Annotated in this window: 18 protein-coding genes; 3 read left to right on the forward strand and 15 right to left on the reverse strand. The window is 49.8% G+C overall.

Annotation, left to right across the window (positions count from 1 at the left end; all coding sequences use genetic code 11):
• Positions 1–58: 58 nt before the first annotated feature.
• From B5E53_RS05410 to B5E53_RS05420, 3 genes are read right to left on the reverse strand one after another with little or no spacing between them, the layout of a single operon-like run.
• Positions 59–802 (reverse strand): amino acid ABC transporter ATP-binding protein, encoded by a 744-nt coding sequence (locus B5E53_RS05410; protein WP_087313019.1) that lies wholly within the window; start codon positions 800–802, stop codon positions 59–61.
• Positions 802–1,470 (reverse strand): amino acid ABC transporter permease, encoded by a 669-nt coding sequence (locus B5E53_RS05415; protein ID WP_087313020.1) that lies wholly within the window; start codon positions 1,468–1,470, stop codon positions 802–804. The genes B5E53_RS05410 and B5E53_RS05415 overlap by 1 nt, the downstream gene beginning before the upstream one ends.
• 18 nt (positions 1,471–1,488) lie before the next feature.
• Complete coding sequence (locus B5E53_RS05420) at positions 1,489–2,283, reverse strand: transporter substrate-binding domain-containing protein (protein WP_087313021.1); 795 nt, start codon at positions 2,281–2,283, stop codon at positions 1,489–1,491.
• A 404-nt stretch (positions 2,284–2,687) separates the two neighbouring features.
• On the opposite strand from B5E53_RS05420, the gene B5E53_RS05425 reads away from it, so the two are divergent.
• The 3 genes from B5E53_RS05425 (at position 2,688) to B5E53_RS05435 (ending at position 5,003) form a co-directional block, all read left to right on the forward strand.
• On the forward strand, positions 2,688–2,924 hold the full coding sequence (locus B5E53_RS05425; RefSeq protein ID WP_087313022.1) for an HPr family phosphocarrier protein: 237 nt from the start codon (positions 2,688–2,690) through the stop codon (positions 2,922–2,924).
• Positions 2,925–3,109: 185 nt separating this feature from the next.
• The gene (locus B5E53_RS05430; RefSeq protein WP_087313023.1) at positions 3,110–4,408 is read left to right on the forward strand and encodes an alpha-amylase family glycosyl hydrolase; all 1,299 of its coding nucleotides are present in this window, start codon (positions 3,110–3,112) and stop codon (positions 4,406–4,408) included.
• A gap of 127 nt (positions 4,409–4,535) precedes the next feature.
• A complete protein-coding gene (locus B5E53_RS05435) occupies positions 4,536–5,003 on the forward strand; it encodes an HD family phosphohydrolase (RefSeq protein ID WP_242963527.1) in 468 nt (155 codons plus the stop codon).
• 142 nt (positions 5,004–5,145) lie between these two features.
• Here B5E53_RS05435 and B5E53_RS05440 read toward each other — a convergent pair whose 3' ends face one another.
• From B5E53_RS05440 to B5E53_RS05495, 12 genes are all read right to left on the reverse strand, one after another.
• The gene (locus tag B5E53_RS05440; protein WP_191532472.1) at positions 5,146–5,919 is read right to left on the reverse strand and encodes an HAD-IIA family hydrolase; all 774 of its coding nucleotides are present in this window, start codon (positions 5,917–5,919) and stop codon (positions 5,146–5,148) included.
• 242 nt (positions 5,920–6,161) lie between these two features.
• Positions 6,162–6,935 (reverse strand): AIM24 family protein, encoded by a 774-nt coding sequence (locus tag B5E53_RS05445; RefSeq protein WP_087313025.1) that lies wholly within the window; start codon positions 6,933–6,935, stop codon positions 6,162–6,164.
• Positions 6,936–7,093: 158 nt separating this feature from the next.
• Positions 7,094–7,429, reverse strand: a complete 336-nt coding sequence (locus B5E53_RS05450; protein WP_140401439.1) for a YolD-like family protein — start codon at positions 7,427–7,429, stop codon at positions 7,094–7,096.
• The gene (locus B5E53_RS05455; protein WP_204245491.1) at positions 7,422–8,711 is read right to left on the reverse strand and encodes a Y-family DNA polymerase; all 1,290 of its coding nucleotides are present in this window, start codon (positions 8,709–8,711) and stop codon (positions 7,422–7,424) included. The genes B5E53_RS05450 and B5E53_RS05455 overlap by 8 nt, the downstream gene beginning before the upstream one ends.
• A 766-nt stretch (positions 8,712–9,477) precedes the next feature.
• On the reverse strand, positions 9,478–11,490 hold the full coding sequence (locus B5E53_RS05460; protein ID WP_087313027.1) for an ABC-F family ATP-binding cassette domain-containing protein: 2,013 nt from the start codon (positions 11,488–11,490) through the stop codon (positions 9,478–9,480).
• A gap of 69 nt (positions 11,491–11,559) precedes the next feature.
• Positions 11,560–12,495, reverse strand: a complete 936-nt coding sequence (locus B5E53_RS05465) for an MOSC domain-containing protein (protein ID WP_087313028.1) — start codon at positions 12,493–12,495, stop codon at positions 11,560–11,562.
• A gap of 13 nt (positions 12,496–12,508) precedes the next feature.
• Positions 12,509–13,531 carry a GTP 3',8-cyclase MoaA gene (gene moaA, locus B5E53_RS05470; RefSeq protein WP_343215599.1) on the reverse strand — a complete coding sequence of 341 codons (1,023 nt, stop codon included), beginning with the start codon at positions 13,529–13,531 and terminating at the stop codon, positions 12,509–12,511.
• A gap of 45 nt (positions 13,532–13,576) precedes the next feature.
• The gene (gene moaC, locus B5E53_RS05475; RefSeq protein WP_087313052.1) at positions 13,577–14,047 is read right to left on the reverse strand and encodes a cyclic pyranopterin monophosphate synthase MoaC; all 471 of its coding nucleotides are present in this window, start codon (positions 14,045–14,047) and stop codon (positions 13,577–13,579) included.
• 104 nt (positions 14,048–14,151) lie between these two features.
• Entirely contained in the window at positions 14,152–15,171 is a 1,020-nt protein-coding gene (locus B5E53_RS05480) for a molybdopterin-binding protein (protein ID WP_087313029.1), read from the reverse strand.
• On the reverse strand, positions 15,168–16,235 hold the full coding sequence (locus tag B5E53_RS05485) for an XdhC/CoxI family protein (protein ID WP_140401440.1): 1,068 nt from the start codon (positions 16,233–16,235) through the stop codon (positions 15,168–15,170). Before B5E53_RS05485 ends, B5E53_RS05480 begins: the two co-directional genes overlap by 4 nt.
• Before the next feature lie 220 nt (positions 16,236–16,455).
• Positions 16,456–17,244, reverse strand: a complete 789-nt coding sequence (locus tag B5E53_RS05490; protein ID WP_087313031.1) for a hypothetical protein — start codon at positions 17,242–17,244, stop codon at positions 16,456–16,458.
• Positions 17,231–17,836 carry an RNA polymerase sigma factor gene (locus tag B5E53_RS05495; RefSeq protein WP_087313032.1) on the reverse strand — a complete coding sequence of 202 codons (606 nt, stop codon included), beginning with the start codon at positions 17,834–17,836 and terminating at the stop codon, positions 17,231–17,233. Before B5E53_RS05495 ends, B5E53_RS05490 begins: the two co-directional genes overlap by 14 nt.
• Positions 17,837–18,054 lie beyond the last annotated feature (218 nt).

The raw sequence follows: 18,054 nt of genomic DNA on the forward strand, positions 1-18,054 counted from the left end.
TATTCCGCTGCAGCCCCTCTTCATCCAATATAGTCTGTTTGACGCATTTACGTCTATTTTATAACACTTTACTTAAGAAGCTCTGTGTTCTCTCATTCTGAGGATGATCCATGACCTCCTCCGGTGTGCCTTGTTCCATGATCACACCCTGATCAATGAAGAATACCCGGTCGGCAACGTCATGGGCAAAGCCCATCTCGTGAGTAACAACCACCATGGTCATACCCTCTGCAGCCAGCTCTTTCATAACGTCAAGAACTTCACAGACCATTTCCGGGTCCAGCGCGGAAGTCGGCTCGTCAAAGAGCATGATATCCGGTTCCATGGCCAGCGCACGGGCGATAGCCACACGCTGCTGCTGTCCACCGGACAGTTCCTTCGGTTTCGCGTCCGCCTTGTCCGCAAGACCGACTCTTCTCAGAAGCTCCATCGCCTTCTTCTCGGCTTCTTCTTTTGTCTTGATCTTAAGTTCCACCGGTGCCAGCATGATATTTTCCTTTACCGTATAGTGCGGGAACAGATTAAACTGCTGGAACACCATACCGATGTGCCGGCGGATCTTATCAATATCACTGTTCTTTCCGGTGATACTCTCTCCGTCCACTAAAATCTCACCTTCTGTGGCCTCCTCCAGACGATTCAGGCAGCGAAGGAAGGTGGACTTACCGGAACCGGACGGCCCGATGACACAGATCACCTCTCCTGTGGTGATCTCCGCGTCGATCCCCTTTAATACGTGAAGGGAGCCAAAACTCTTCTTCAGTCCCTTTACTTTAATCTTAACATTATTGTTATTATCCATTATGCATTCATCCTCCTCTCAACGGCTCTTGAAATGAATGACAGAATCGTAACGATCAGGAGGAAGAAAATGGCTACCCATGTATAGGTGGCAAAAGACTCCATGGTTCTTCCCACATAAATCTTCGCATTGTACATGATCTCTGACAAACCGATGGCATAAAGGATGGTGGAATCCTTCAATGTGATGATGAACTGGTTGACCAGAGACGGAAGACAGATACGCACCGCCTGCGGAAGAATGATCTTCTGCATGGACTTGGCATAGCTTAATCCCAGACTTCTTGCGGCCTCCATCTGTCCTTTATTGACAGACTCAATGGAACCACGGAAAATCTCAGAAATGTATGCGCCGGCGTTGAGTGTCAGTGTCACCAGACTGGCAGTAAATACCGTGATTCTGAACTGAGATCCTGTGACGGACTGAATCAGCTGCGGCATGGCAAAATAGAAATAGAATGCCTGCACCAGCATTGGCGTTCCACGGATCAGCCAGATATAAAACTTCGCAATGCCGCGGAGAACGACATTGTTGGAAATGTTCATCAAACATACAAAAATGCCCAGCACCATGGCAATGAGCAGGGACAATACTGTAATTTCAATGGTCATACCCAACCCCTGGAGAAGGGTTGGGTAGACTTCACTTAATACCTGAATTAAATTCATAGCAAATCATCCTTTTAATTATTCAGCGGAAGTATATTTTGCAATAATCTCGTCATAAGTTCCGTTTGCTTTAATATCAGCAAGACCTGCGTTGAACATCTCAAGCAGCTCAGCGTTCTTTCCTTTCAGCACGGCGAAACCATATGGTGTGGAGAAATTATCTTTCTCTTCTGCTATGATCTTAAGGCCGTTGCCCTGGGAAATACCGTAAGCCATAACCGGCTGATCCTCGAAACATGCCACAGTGTTGCCTGTGATAACGTCCTGATACATCAGGGAGGACTCATCAAAATACTGGATGTCAAAACCATACTGGTCTTTTAAGGATTCTGCACAGTCAGCACCCTGTGTTCCTGTCTTGGCTGCCACTGTCTGGCCCTTCAGATCATCCAGTCCTTTAATGTCGCTGTCTGCAGCTGCTGCGATAGCCACGTAGGAATCAAAGTAAGCATCGGAGAAATCATATTTCTTTTCTCTTTCCGGAGTGATGGACATACCGGCGATAACCGCGTCGCTCTGTCCGGACTCAAGAGAAGCAACTGCTGCATCGAATCCAAGAGAGTTCAGCTCATATTTGAATCCCTGGTCTTCTGCGATCGCTGCAAGGATGTCCACGTCGATTCCAACGAAGTTGTTGTTTTCATCAGAGAACTCAAACGGAGCAAAAACAGTATCTGTTGCGATTACGTAAGTTTTATCTGATGATGCGTTGTCCGCTCCTGTGCTGTCTGCCTCATTGTTTGAATTACTTCCACATGCAGCTAAAGACAATGTCATTGCTGCAACCAAAGCCATTGATAAGAATTTTTTCATGTGAATTCCTTCCTTTCTAATATTTCTTTTTTCACATCACGTATCTATTATATCTATTCAGCCTGCAAATTGCAAGAAACTTTCAAAAAACATACATTTTCTGACATTTATATTCCCGTTTTTTCTTTTTTTTACTTTATGAAATATTTTTCTTTTCTTTCTTAATTTTTTATGAATCCCCGATGGCAGCGCTCTGTCAGTCTTACTCTCCGGATAAAAAATGACTTAAGATTAGCATGAAATTTTGTACTGAAATTTATTCATTTATCTTTTTTCTCCCCGTAGAAAAATAATATTTTTTCCTGCGAAAAAACAGTTGACAAATTTTATGTAATCGCATATAGTGAACTGGATTTCACCGTGAGAAAAGAAATACATTTTTAATAAGAAAAGGAGATACAAAGATGAAAACTTTTACCGTGAAATTTGAAACCGTAGATAACGCTACTTCTTTTGTAAAAGCCATTGAAGATTTCCACAGCCATTTTGATCTGATCTATGGCAAATACGTCGTTGACGCACAGTCCCTGCTGGGAGTTATGACCATGAACCTGAGGGAGGCCATCGACTTACGCATCATGGAGCGCGAGGATGAGATGGACAGAATCATTGAGGCGATCACCCCTTATCTGGCCGCCTGAGTTTCACGATCAGAAATTTTATTTTTCGCAATTTTTTTAATTTTATTGATATCCATTATGAATTATGCTATATTATAAAGGTGTCCTGTGTGTAAACATTGGGCACTTTTCCTGTTTTTTAAGGATTTCTTGATTTTCCAATAGTTTTAAATTCAAAATAATATCATTTTCAGGAGGACATCATTATGTGGTTTGACCAAGCAGTTATTTATCAGATTTATCCCCTGGGCTTATGCGGAGCCCTGGACAAGAAGGACGCCGGCCACCGGATTCTCCGCGTGCTGGACTGGGTGGATCATATCAAAAAGACCGGCGCCACCTGCGTACTGTTCAATCCTCTCATGGAGAGTGATTACCACGGCTACGACACCAGAGATTATCTGACGCCCGATCATCGTCTCGGAACAAAGGAAGACGTGCAGAAAGTATGCCAGGCCATCCATGACGCCGGCCTTAAGATCATGTTCGACGGCGTCTTCAATCACGTGGGCCGGGGATTCTGGGCATTTCAGGACGTGATTGAAAAGAAATGGGACAGTCCGTACTGCGGCTGGTTTCACCTTAATTTCGACGGTAACACCAATTACAACGACGGTTTCTGGTATGAAGGCTGGGAAGGCCACAATGAACTTGTAAAGCTGAATCTGGATAACCCGGATGTGCGTCAGTATCATTACGATGTCATCAAAAAATGGATCGAACTTTATGACATTGACGGTCTCCGCCTGGATGTGGCTTACTGCTTAAGCGACTTTTATCTGCGGGAACTTCGGAGCTTCGCCAACGGCGTAAAACCGGACTTCGTTCTCATGGGCGAAACGCTCCACGGCGATTATAATATGTGGATGAGTGATGAGAAATGTCACTCGGTCACCAACTATGAATGTTATAAAGGACTTTACTCCAGCTTTAACAGCGCCAACATGCACGAGATCAGCTACAGTCTGAATCGACAGTTTGGCTATGAGAACTGGTGCATTTACCGCGGAAAGCATCTGTTAAGTTTTGTGGATAACCATGACGTGGAGCGAATCGCCAGCATCCTCGAAGATAAAAAGAATCTGCCGGTCATCTACGGACTGCTCTTCGGCATGCCGGGCGTTCCTTCCATCTATTACGGCAGCGAGTGGGGTATCGAAGGCCGCAAAAAAGACGGCGATGAAGTGCTCCGTCCGGCCATCGAGAAACCGGAGTGGAACGAACTCACCGACGCCATCGCCGCCTACGCCGCCCTTCACACCAGTCATCCGGCTCTGTATGACGGCGGCTACCGCAATCTCCACGTGTGGAGCAAGCAGCTGGTGTTTGAGAGAGCCTGCGATGAGGAGCGTATCCTGGTAGCCATCAACATCGACGACGAACCATACTTCGCGCCTTTTGACGCCCAGGCTGCAGAAGGCACAGACCTTCTCACCGAAGAAACGGTCACCTTTGACGGAGGCCGGGAACTTCCGCCGCACAGCGTGGCTTTCTGGAAGGTCTGAGATACCGTAATAAAATAAAATTGTAATTTTTTCTTTATTGACTTCTGTCCTCATCTTTATATAATGAAGGCAGAAGTCAATTTTTATTTCACAGACAACTGCGTTTTTATTATTCAGGAGGACAGACATGGTTACCTTAACCCCGGCGGAAATGAAAGAAATTCACGAATACCTGAGCGAATACATGCACACAGAGGAAGCCCAGTCCATGAAGGACTTCTGCCAGCACGGCGCAGTCAGCACCTACGATCATGTGATGAATGTCGTCCGGCTGAGTTATTATCTCAACAAGCGATTCCGGCTGGGTGCAGACACCAAGTCTCTGGTCACCGGCTCTTTTCTCCATGACTTTTATCTCTATGACTGGCACGAAGACGGCGACGGATCCCACCGCCTGCACGGTTTCACGCATCCGCAGCGGGCCCTTGCCAACGCCTGCAGCCTCTTCACCCTCAACGAAAAGGAGCAGGCCATTATCCGTCAGCATATGTGGCCGCTCACCCTGCGGGCGGTTCCTTCCTGCCGGGAATCACTGATCGTCTGCCTGTCAGATAAGATCAGCTCGACCATGGAAACGCTGTTTCACAGAGGATGATCGTTTTACCAAAGCGTTTTACAAAAGAAACCATTCTGATGATCAGGGGAGGCGCTGTCTGCCATAACAAACAGCGCCTCCCCATTATCTTTCTTTCGTATTGAATGATTCATTGCCAGCAAACATTTTCCATCCGTTTTTCTCAGCCCGGAATATCTCCCACACCATTCAGTACCAGACGCGGACGGTATGGATATCTTTCGATAATGTCCGGGGTTGTCACGCCGGAGAGCACCAGCACTGTATCCAGGCCTGTCTCAATACCGGAGATGATATCGGTATCCATCCGGTCACCGATGATAGCCGCGTTGGCGGAATGTACATTTAAAAGACGAAGCCCTGTGCGCATCATCAGCGGATTCGGTTTGCCTATAAAGTAAGCCTTCCTCTCGGTGGCCAGCTCAATAGGGGCAATGAGGGCACGGCAGGCCGGAGCGATTCCGGTCTCCGTCGGTCCGGTCAGATCGGAGTTAGTTCCGATGAGCTTGGCACCGGCATTAACCAGGCGGATCGCCTTTGTCACCTGTTCCAGATTATATCCGGAGGACTCTCCCACCACCACATAATCCGGGTCCACATCATTGTACATGATCCCTTTATCATAAAGAGCATTTAAAATACCGTGTTCCCCGATCACATAGGCGCTGCAGCCCGGTGACTGAGTATCCAGAAAGCAGGCGGTGGCCAGGGCGCTGGTATAAAAATGTGTCTCATCCACATCCAGTCCCATTCTTGCCAGCTTATTCTGCAGCTCTCTCGGTGTATACTGACTGGAATTGGTCAGAAACAGAAAATTCTTCTTATTGTCCACCAGCCAGTTTACAAACTCCTTTACTCCCGGCAGAAGACGATTGCCATGATAGATGACACCGTCCATGTCGCAGATGAAACCTTCTTTGCTCCGTAATCTTTCCATATATCGTATCCTCCTGTATTATGTCTGTTTTTATTCTGTCTTTCCCCAGTTGCCTTTTCATGACACCTGATCTCTATGCTTTCAACCATAATGTCTGTCATTTCTTCTCTCTCCCGCGTTTTTGCGGCAGCACTATCATCATAGCAGACACCATATTCTCCTGCAATCCTGCCCATGTAAAGTTTGTGTTTCTTCTGTGTAAACCGGCTCCGCTTTTCTGCTCACCGGGTTCGGCCGGAACTTTAAATATTCGGCATCTTCGCCGTCGGCATCATCAGCACTTTTCCGGTACCGCGGTATACATTTACCAGTCCCTCTCCGGATGCAGCGGAACCGATCAGAGACTTTCCGGAACGTTCCACCGTAAAATTCAGACTTCCGCTCCAGGCAATGGCATAATTGCCGTCAATCTTTAATACGTCATTTTCCATGGTGATCTCCACCAGCTCTTCCTTCGGGCAGTCAGACTCGATGCAGAACACACCGGAACCATTGAGGCTTAAGTTAAACAAGCCCTCTCCGCCTGCCACAGCCGAAGAAATATTAGAGCGCATCACTGCCTTGTGTTTTAATCTGGAATCGCAGGCCAGAAACAGACCGTCGTCCAGCACCACAGAACCGCCCCAGTCTGCGGCATCCATAAGGATCAGATGCTTATAAGTCGGTTCCAGAACCAACAGGCCGCTTCCGGTGTATTCCGGCTTGATCACGGATTCTCCGCTGGCCTTGCCCCGGACCGCCTTGCCAAGGAAGTCTCCCACACCTTTGATGCCGGTAGTGGCATTCACATCACCAAGCATCCACTGCATGGCTCCTGCCTGCAGGGTAATCTGCGCCTTGCTCAGATCACAGACCACCTGTCTCTTGCGGACATTCATTTCCGCACAGTAATATGCTGTGATAGCAGAAGATGGCGCAACACTCAAATCTCTCTGGTACTCAATGACAGTAAACGCTCCCTTTTCATCAAGAATCTTCACGTCATCATTATCTGTAAAATTCTTTACCTGAAACATGATTCTCCTCCCTCATGTCATCGTGAGCAGCCGCAGGCGGCTGCCGGAGTTATCAGTAAAATCAAAACCCTTCCCAAAAATGTACAGAAAAGTCTTTCGATTCTACTATAACACAGCGCGAAACAGCACACAACATAAGATGCAGTAAAGAATAACTTTCATAAATGTGAATCAACAGATGCCGGCCGCAGATCATATATATTCTGCAAGGGAATGGCCATTTCTCCGATACGAATCTTTCCCATGGCGTTATCGACGCCAGAAAATGCCCCGGAAAATGTCCGGTATTCTCCCTGAATATAATACAGAACTTCCACCCAGTCGCCTGGCGTCAGCTGTCTGAGACGTCGGTTCAGCTCCTCCAGGCTCTCCTCTGACAATTCTCTCCGGGGCAGAGGCTTTTTCTCTCTGCGCGCCAGTGCTTCCGGATATCCCTTCAGCGCCCCGAAGGGCATAAATTGTTTTGCTCTCTCTTCCCTGCTCATTTTAGGCACCGCTTCTGTGACCTCCTATCTGATGATTTCTCTCCATGGTCGTCGCGCCGTCCTCAAGATCCATCCCCCTCAATACAGCATTCTTCCCAAATCGGTGTTTTATATCCAGAACCGCCTGCTGCAGTTTCCGTTCTTTTTCTATCCTGTCCGGACTGGAAAAAATATCATACTGACAGTACATTTCCGGTTCCACATGGTTATAGGTCAGAGATACCCGGCGGATGGGTGTCCGGTCGTCCACGATCCTCCGGTACAAAGTCACAGCACACTCCATAATACGGCAGGCAAGATCCGTGGCCGCCGGAAGGCCGATGGTTCCATGGGCAGACTTCTTCCCGTAACTTCTTGAATAACCCACATGAAGAGTGATGGAATCCGTCACCAGCCTCTTTTCCGTCAGTTCCTGACAGAGCACGTCCGCCATCTCTTTCACAATGAGCATCCCTTCCTCATAAAAATAATCCCTCGGCAGCACCTGCCCGCTGGAAATAGAATGAACCTTCGGACGGTACGCCTTGATGTCTGCCATGGTGACCGTCTCCCGTCCCCAGGCATGATCGATCAGAAGCTCCGCATCCACGCCAAACATCTTATAGAGAGCCTTCTCGTCCGCCATGGCCACCTGCTCCATAGTAGTAATCCCCATCCCGGCCAGCCGCCGGACCGTTCCCTCCCCGATGCGCCAGAAATCTGTCAGCGGCCGGTGCCGCCACAAAATCTTCCGGTAACTCTCCTCATCCAGAACACCGATAAAGTCCTTTGACCGCTTCGCAATGATATCCAGGGCGATCTTGGCCAGATAAAGATTCGTCCCCACTCCGGCCGCCGCCGGAATCCCGGTACTCTGCCTTATATCCTGCACGATAATTTCCGCCAGCTGGCGGGCATTCTTCTGATACAGCTCCAGATACTCTGTCACATCCATGAACACCTCGTCGATGGAATACACATGAATATCTTCTCCGGAAACATACCGCAGATAGATGTCATAAATCTCCGCCGAATAGTCAATGTAAAGCTGCATCCGCGGTGCCGCCATAATATAGCGGACTCCTTTCGGAATCTCGAAGACCCGGCATCTCCCCGGAATCCCCCTGGCCTTCATGGACGGAGACACCGCCAGACAGATGGTCTTCTCCGTCCGCTCCGCATCGGCCACCACCAGATTCGTGGTCATGGGATCAAGCCCCCGCTCCACACATTCCACCGACGCATAAAATGACTTCAGATCAATGCAGATATACTGCCGCTCCTTCTTCACTGCCCTCGCCTCTTTTCCCATATACTTCTTCCCAAATATGCGCCTTCCGGACTGCCGGACTGGCGGCCAGCTAACCGACAAATCACCGGATTGCCAGACTTTTATATGCTAAGATACAAAACCTGCCATAACTCAACGGCATACCCACGCAAAGCAAGAAGGAATCCTGCAAAGCAGGATTCGCCGCCTGCGGCGGGTCGCGAAAGCGGCATCTTCCTATCCGCCGCAGTGCGATCCTCGCGGAGCGTTTTTTATTTCATAGGAATGCAATTTCCTATGAAATAAAAAACAAACATTTGTTCCTTTTCTATTTTAACAGAACAAATGTTTGTTTTCAATGGTAATTTTTTCCTCTCATAATAAAATTGGGATCTGTCAGTCTGAATCTGCAGGTTTTGAAATGATCCCGGTGAAGAAGAACAGACGGAACTTGCGGCTTTATATGTATCATAGAAAAACGCAGTCAGGGAAAGCTACCTGTGCGGCCTGCTCTGCAGGTGCATGCCAGACAGACACGACCATAAATTTGGGTATCCGCTATTCGTCTGTAGCCATAGCCTGCTGTTTCGCCAACGTAGCACAGGATTTTTGTAAAGGTGGAACAAAGGTTTCTCAACAGGCAGATGACGTTTTGGACACATACGGCTTTCGACCGCGAGCTGTGAGGGAGGACTGACATAGTCATTTTACAGGGATACCTCTGGTCAGTCCGACTGAAGGCCGAGCCGGGCGAATCCGTATGTGTCCTTACGTCATTGTCTGTCTGAGCAGATAGCTGTTACCACCTTTACAAATCCCCATACCCCGCAAAGGCTTCCTCATATTCCTGCCATTTTTCGTACCAGAGCAGGCAGGCTTCCGTGTACGTTTGCTGTAATCTATCATATTTTTCCTGCCAGCGGCGGCGGGCCTGCATCCGGGCTGCAAGGATTTCCATGGCGGGTGCATATTGCGGCAGCGTTTCCATGGCGGTCTCGCATCCCGGCGGCGTTTCCATGGCTGCGGTCTGTTTTGGTGCTCCGGAGGCGCCTTCCTGCGTGTCCGATTCTCCATCCAACGAGTCCGGCAGCGGCTCTTCCAGAAAACGCTCCAGGGCAGCCGCAGCTTTCGTCAGCTGCTCTCCTGCCAGGGTCAGCTGCCAGTCGGTGTAGGACTGTTCTGTGGAAAAGCGGGCGCTCTGCATCCGGGTTTTCTCCGGCACTTCTTTTAGTCCATCGATGAGGCGGGTATTCTCCACCGCCACGGCGTCCGCGCCGGCCCAGCCGTATTCCTGTTTTTTCCGCAAATGTTCCACATAGTGGCCGTATCCAAAAGGATACCAGGTCACGCCATCCGCCCCGAAAATCAACAGGGCATCGGCCACCTCTTTGATAAAATACCGGTCATGGGAAATGAAGAGCATGGTTCCCGTGTAAGCCTGAAAAGCAGATTCCAGCGTTTCCTTTGCCGGAATATCCATGTGATTGGTGGGTTCGTCCAACAGCAGCAGGTTGGGACGGCTTTCCAGGATTTCCGCCAGGACCAGACGGCTTTTTTCCCCGCCGGATAAATCATCGACTTTTTCCCCTGTGTCCGCACCCCGGAAGAGATAGTTCCCCAGGATCGTCTTTACCTCCTTGATGGTGAGAGCCGGGTGCCGGTCATGGAAATGATCAAAGACTCGTTTTTCGGAGTGCAGCTCAGCGCTGTGCTGGTCAAAATATCCGATCTCCACATGGTTTCCCAGCTGTATGGTACCGGAAAGAGCCGGGATCTGTCCCAATATCGTTTTTAAAAATGTGGTTTTACCCGTTCCGTTGGCTCCGATGATGCCGATTTTCTGCCCCCGGCGGACCCGCAGGCTGATTTCCTGGAGACAATGTTCATCCGTGTGATATCCGATGCGCAGTTTGTCGGCATCCAGCACCCACTTGCTGCCCGGCACCCGCGGTGTGATGGCCTCTGTGAAAATGTGCGAACGATCCTCAGAGGGCCGCTCAATTTTCTCCATCCGCTCCAGCACTTTTTTCTTGGAACGGGCCATGGCTGCTTTTTTTGGTTTGTGCTTAAACTTTTCGATGAGAGCGGTGAGACGTTCGATCTCCTGCTGCTGCGCCAGATAACTTTTCATTTGGTTCTGCCTCTGCTTCTCCCTCTGCCGCCTGTACTCGCTGTAATTCCCTGCGTAGCGGGTCAGCCGGCCGCCGGCCAGTTCATAGACCACGTCGGCCACCGAATCCAGGAAAAACCGGTCGTGGGATACAATCACCGCCGCCCGGTCATAATCCCGGATGTATTCTTCCAGCCATTGTACCGCCTGCATGTCAAGATGGTTGGTCGGCTCATCCAGCAGCAAAACATCCGGTCTGGCAAGAAGAAGCCTTATCATGGCAATTTTCGTCTGTTCGCCGCCGGAGAAATCCCCCAGCCTCTTCTTTTTCTCTTCTTTGTCAAAACCAAATCCGGTAAAAATCCGGTCATACTCCTTCTCAAAATCATACCGTTCTTTGGAGTACGGATCGTCAGAAGGGCAAAACTCCAGCAGAAGTTCTTCCACCGTCCGGTCCTTTTCCTCCGGCTGTGTGGTCTGGCGAAGCATTCCCACTGTCGTATTTCTGGCAGAAAAAATGCCGGGGTCAAACCGTTTATCATCTCTGTCCAAAGACAGTTCCCCGGCAATCAACTTGAGAAGCGTGGTCTTTCCCGCGCCGTTTTTACCTACCAGGGCAATTTTTTCACTGCCCCGGATTTCAAAATCAATATGGTCAAGCACGGTCTCTCCCTGCAGAGAAACCGTACCATTTTTTATCTGATATCGCATGATCTTTTTTCCTCCCGGCACTCTGGTGCCGATATACTATAGAGCCTGCCGGATACTGCGCCCATCCCCTCACTTTCTGGCGCACTCTTTGTCGCGTCCAGTGAGAATCCGGATACCGTGGTCCAGCTGGTCAAGAACCAGATCAAGACATTCTTTCACGGCCTTCGGACTGCCCGGCAGATTGACGATGAGGGTCTTATGGCGGATCACAGAAGCTTCCCGGGAGAGCATGGCTCTCCTTGTAATCTGCATGGAGCCCGCGCGGATGGCCTCAGCAATGCCTGGCGCATTCCGCGTGGCCACCGCCAAAGTAGCCTCCGGGGTACAGTCCCTCTCTGAGAATCCGGTACCGCCGGTGGTGAGAATCAAATTCACCTGCCGCTGATCAGAAAGACGAATGAGCTGCGCCTTTATTTTTTCCATATCATCAGGAAGGAGAAGGGTTTCAATGACCTTGTACCCTGCCTTCTGCAGCTCTTCCACGATGACCGGTCCGCTTTTATCTTCCCGCTGCCCGGCGGCGCCTTTATCGCTTAAAGTGATGACCGCCGCCGTGAGCTGCCGGTCCGGATCTTCCGGCAGCAAAAGGATCTCATCGCCCACCCGGATGCGGCCGGGCTTTCGCACCTCGGCAAAAACGCCTTCTCTTGGCATAATACAGTCACCCATGGTCTGATAGATGGCGCAGTGGCTGTGACATTCTTTTCCAATCTGCGTCATCTCCAGCTCCGCGTCACCGATGCGGAAACGGCTTCCCACCGGAAGGCTGGAAAAATCAAATCCTTCCACGATGAGATTCTCTCCAAAAGCCCCGAAATCCACATCGGCTCCTTTTTCCCTGAATTCTTTGATCTTTTCCAGAGAAAGAAGGCTCACCTGCCGGTGCCAGTTTCCACCGTGGGCGTCGCCCTCAATCCCCCAGTTCCTTTTTAATTTTGCCTCTGGCACTTCTGTCTTTCGTGTGCCCCGGCGTTCACTGATACATATTCCTCTGATAATTCCCATATTTTCCTCCCTGCTAACCACCGATGGAGATCATCTTTTTATCTTCCGTAATCTCATCGTCATGTTCAAAACAATGGGCCTGCGGTTTCTCATAAATGGCTTTCTGTAAAAGCATTCTCAAAAACTGCCGGCCGCCTGTCTTTTCCTCCTTCTCCGTTGCCGCCCCCGGCTGGCTGCGAAGCGCCTGGCGAAGGTCGATGGAGGTTCCGTAGCACAGACAGGGCTTGATCTCCCCCTGGGCGCTCATGCGGATCCGGTTGCACCGGGTACAAAACTTGCCATGCATGGCGCTGATGAAGCCCACACTGCCGGTAAAACCGGGAATGCTGTAGTAGCGGGCCGGGCCGTTGCCGTGTACGGACAAATCTTCCTGTATCCGGGGATACTGCTGTCTGATCTTTTCCAGAAGCGCTTCATTGGAAACGCCGGTAAAATCCCTCCCGGCTCCAATGGGCATGATCTCAATAAACCGGATATCCACCGGATGATTCCTGGCATACTCCAGAATCTTTTCCCATTCATTTTCATTGACGCTCTCCAGAAGAACCGTATTGATCTTGACCTGCAGGCCGGCGTTTACCGCCGCCTCAATGCCTTCCATGACCTGTGGAAATGCGTCCTTTCCGGTTATCCTCTCATAAAGCCCCCGGTCCATGGTATCCAGACTCACGTTGACACTTTTTAAGCCATTTTCCATCAACGCCGAAAGATGTTCCTTTAAGAGAACTCCGTTGGTGGTGAGGGTCACGCTCCCGATGCCCGGAATCTCCCGGAGCATACCGATGAGCGCAGGCGCACCTCTCCGCACCAGCGGCTCCCCGCCGGTCACTTTGATTTTCCGGATACCCAGGGAAGCGGCTTCCGTACAGACCTGCACGATTTCCTCAAACGTGAGAAGGTGAGACATGGGTACAAGTTCCACCCCTTCCGGCATACAGTACCGGCACCGGAGATTGCATTTATCCGTAATGGAAATGCGCATATAATCAATCTCTCTGTTAAACTGGTCTTTCATATCCTCTCCTTTTCCTCTCACATACCTTTTCCTGACATACTCCTGACCGCCACCGGGCATTTTTTCTCAATAAGAAAAATCCCCGCTCTTACCGCCGGTTTTTGTACACAGGTGAATACTGTGCATTTCCATCCGCTTATCAATGGCTTTACACATATCATAAATGGTCAGCAGCGCAATCTGCACTCCCGTGAGGGCCTCCATCTCCACACCGGTCCTGCCAGTGGTCTTCACCCGGCAGAAGGCGGTGATCTCGTGCTTTTCTTCGTTGCTCTCAAAATCTATCTTCACACTGGTAATCTGCAGCAGATGACAAAGAGGGATCAGTTCAGAGGTCTTCTTCGCCCCCATGATCCCGGCGATGCGCGCCGTCCCCAGGACGTCGCCCTTTGCCATCTGCCCTTCCATCACCTTCCGGAAACATTCCCCGTTCATGCGTATGATCCCCTGGGCCGCTGCTTCCCGTTCCGTTTCCTTTTTTTCGCTCACATCCACCATCACGGCATTGCCGTCGGCGTCAAAATGACTGAATTCCATATTTCCGTCTATCCTTTCCCGATTTTTCCCTGCTGCAAAAACTGCTGCCTTTCCAAAAAATGACCGCCGGGACAGTCCGCACACGCCCTGCGGCCAACTTGTCTCTATTTGCCAAATCCACAGTTCGGGAAGGTGCAGATCTCACAATTTAAACACAGGCCGCCCTGCCCCAGCGCCGCCAGCTCATCGGCCGTCACCGGATCATCCGCCATGAGCCTTGGCAGGATCAGATCAAAGATGGTCCGCTTTGCGTACATGACGCAGCCCGGCAGGCCCACCACCGGAATAGTTTCATTATAATAACTGAGCAGGAACATGGCTCCCGGCAGCACCGGAGCTCCGTAGGACACAATCTCTGCCCCGGTATTTTTGATGGCAAGCGGCGTCCGGTCATCGGGATCCACACTCATACCGCCGGTACATATGACCATATCCGCTCCGTTTTCGATGTGCGTGAGAATCGCCTTCGTAATCATCTCATGGTCATCATCGCAGAGAATCTGTCCGATCACTTCTGTGTCAAATTCCGCCAGCTTCTCATAAATGACCGGCGTAAATTCATCCTTGATCCGGTGATGGTACACCTCGCTTCCGGTGGTCACAATGCCCACTTTCTTATGCACAAAAGGCAAAAGCTTCAGGATAGACTCCGCCCCGCACATTTCTCTGGCTCTCTCCATCTTTTCTTTCTCAATGACCAGAGGGATAATCCGGGTGCCCGCCAGTTTATCTCCTTTATGAACAGCAAAATTTCCATGACGGGAAGCGATCATCAGCTGTCCCATGCCATTGATCAGGCGCATTTTGGCGTCGTCCACCTTCAGCAGTCCGTCGATATCCGCCACCAATTCAATCTTTCCCTCTTTTACCGGAGTCGGATGCATATAGTCTCCCCGGCATATTTCATAAAGGATCTGCGCCGCATCATTTTCATGGAGCATATTTTCGTCATTCTCCCAGATATAAACATTTTCCTTTCCCACACTCAAGAGAACCGGAATATCTTCTTCCCGGATCACATGTCCCTTTCGGAATACAGCGTCCTTCGTGACTCCTTTGATAATCTGTGTGATATCGTGGCACAAAACCTGTCCCACCGCATCTTCTGTCCGCATCAGTTTCATTCTGTTTCTTTCTCCTGTCTATGATTCTTTTTATGTTGTATTTTATCATCCTTTTGGACATCGCCGTTCAGATCCTCAATAAGCACATCCATGGTGCCGCCGCAGGCCATGCCGTCCCGGGCCGCCACATCGGCGTCCATGGCAAAAGGAAAGAGGCAGGATTTTCCGGTGCCAGCCATGGCTGCTGCCTTTCTGATCACCCGGCTTTCTCCCAGACCTCCTCCGATGGTGCCCCGGATGGTCCCGTCAGACAAAACCAGCATCTTGGCGCCTTCCTTTCTCGGCGTGGAACCGGAAGCCCGGACGATGGTCGCCACTGCCGCCGGTTCCCGGCAGGCGGCGATCTCCTCTATCACTGAAGGATCCAGGTCCGTCTGAATCACATCCTGCCGCCGTTCGGTCCGTTTTACAAGGATCAGCTCAGCCAGAATGGAGACGGCGATTTCTTCCGGCGTCACCGCCCCGATCGCAAGTCCGATGGGGGTATGCACAAAATCCAGCCGTTCTTTCGGCACTCCCTCCTTCTCAAACATGGCAAACTGCGCCTGTACCCGTCTTCTGGAGCCAATCATCCCCAGATATCCCGGCAGCTCCCGGCTTAAAAGATATCGCAGGCAGTCACCGTCGCTGCTGTGGCCTCTGGTCACAATGACCACATAATCGCCGCCATTCACATGCAGCCCGGGCAGCACTTTCATAAAAGGCGCGCAGATAACCCTCTCTGCATCCGGAAACCGTTCCCCGCTGGCAAACTCTTCCCTCTCATCAATGACCCAGGGCGTAAAACCAGTCTTGGCCGCAAAGGCGCAGAGAGTTTTTGAAATATGTCCTCCTCCGAGGATAATGAGCCTCTCCTTCGGCCCGGCCGGCTCAAAAATCCGCACTTCCGTCTCATTTTCTTCCATAACAGGAACAGGGGAGAAAGATTGATCTCTCCCCTTCACAATATATTTTCTGCTGACAGCGGCCCCTTCCCCGTCATTCTTTTGAAGGACTGTCACCAGATTACAGGTTTCCCCCGCGCGAAGAAACTCCGCCAGAGTATTATAACAATCTCGTATCATATGTTCTGCCTTTTCTCTGATTTTTTGTCCGGCCCGACACACGGCCGTCCCATAGAAACATTGTACTTCCTCCGGCACTTTCCGTCAAATACATCTTTCTCCTGCATCGCCAAAGAAGGCAGGGATTTTTAACCATATCCCTGCCTTCTATCTGATCTTTTATTCTGTATTTCGTTTTCCGGTCGTTTATTCCCGTTCTGTCTGCGTCTTTCTGTGTATTTTATCCCTGGATCATTTTTCCCGCCATGGAAAGCATATCCTGCGGGCTGATGTCAATATCAAATCCCTGAATCATATAAGAGATGCCGTCTTTTTCCCACTGTACAGAAGAAGATTCCCGGACCTCCACCTTATCATTTCCATAAGAAATGAAATAATCACCGGCAGCTTCCATGGCTTTATCTTCCTCGGTCTCCTGATAATCCGCCGGCACAAATTTATAGGTGTTTTGGAAATATTCCACGGTGATGCCGTCGTATTCCGCTGTGAAATCCGCCGTCTGATCATCCCTCATCCGGTCATCCGCCGCGTGCATGCTGCAGTTTAATTCATGACCTGCCGCATTCTCATAAATGACCCCAAGCTCTTTTACTTTGAACATTTTATTGCCGTCCGCATCCAGTGCGTTAAATGAACTGGTATCGATTTCTTTATAATGATAACCATTGGAAAAATTTTTCACTGCATCGGTCTTGATTCCTACTTTTTTCTCCATTTTGTCAAGATCGCTCCACTGGGTGGAAGCCGCATAATCCGCAGCGCCGGTGCTTGACACATAACTGCTCACTGCCTTTCCTCCCGCGAAGATTCCTGCCGGAATCAGCAGGCAGATACAGGCTGCCGCTGCGATATATCTCTTAAAATGCATTCTCTTTTTCATGGTCGATTCCTCCTGTCTCGCTGTAATCTCCATATCAATTCTTGTTTTCAGAAAATCAGAAACTCCGATATGTCCGGTTTCTTTTTTTAATTCTCTGCGGAGCAGACTGTCAAATCTATCCTCTTTCATAAATTACCCTCCCTGTCTCTTCTTCCCCGGCATCGGACAGCATTTTTTTCAACTGTCTTCTGGCAAAATGCAGCCGGGATTTTACGGTTCCTTCCAGGCAGCCGGTTATTTTTGCGATTTCGTGTACACTGAGTTCATCATAATAATAAAGAACAATGACCAGCCGATGTTTTTCGGAAAGCCGGCGGATTGCCTTCGTGAGTTCTCCGGAGAATTCACGGGCAATGGCCTCCTCCAGCGGTTCCCCCGCTGTTTTCCCTGAAAATGTGGTTTCCAGGTACTTCTCTCTTTCCAGATGCAGTTCCATCTGTTCCTCGGGCATTTCCTTTTTCTGTTTTTTCATCAGTTTCCAGCCGGTACGGACCAGACATTTCAGCATCCACGGACGAAACCGGTTCTCATCTTTCAGCTCCCGAATATGAAAATAACACTGCACGAAGGTTTCCTGCACAATATCCTCACTGTCCGCCAGATTATGGCACAGCAGCCACGCTGTCCGCATCGCCGTCTGTTTGTATCGCTGATACATGGCGTCAAAGGCATCTTCATCGCCGTCTTTCCATTTTCTGATCAATTCAACGTCTGTCTCCATGCTTACCACCTCCCTGTGTCTTTTTGACGCGTCTACCTATAAGAGCACGATTCTCCCGATCTGGTTCAAAAATTTTCATAAGAAAAGAGACCCGGTCTTTGATATGCTCCCCTTTAGGTAGACAGTTGAAATAATAAAACTGTTTATCTGGAGGGGAGTTTTATTATGCCTAGAGGAATATTACCAGAAGTGAAGCTACGGGCCGTAAAAGATTACAT

It is taken from the genome of Eubacterium sp. An11 (assembly GCF_002161065.1).
In the GTDB taxonomy this organism is placed as follows: Bacteria; Bacillota; Clostridia; order Lachnospirales; family Lachnospiraceae; genus Anaerobutyricum; species Anaerobutyricum faecale.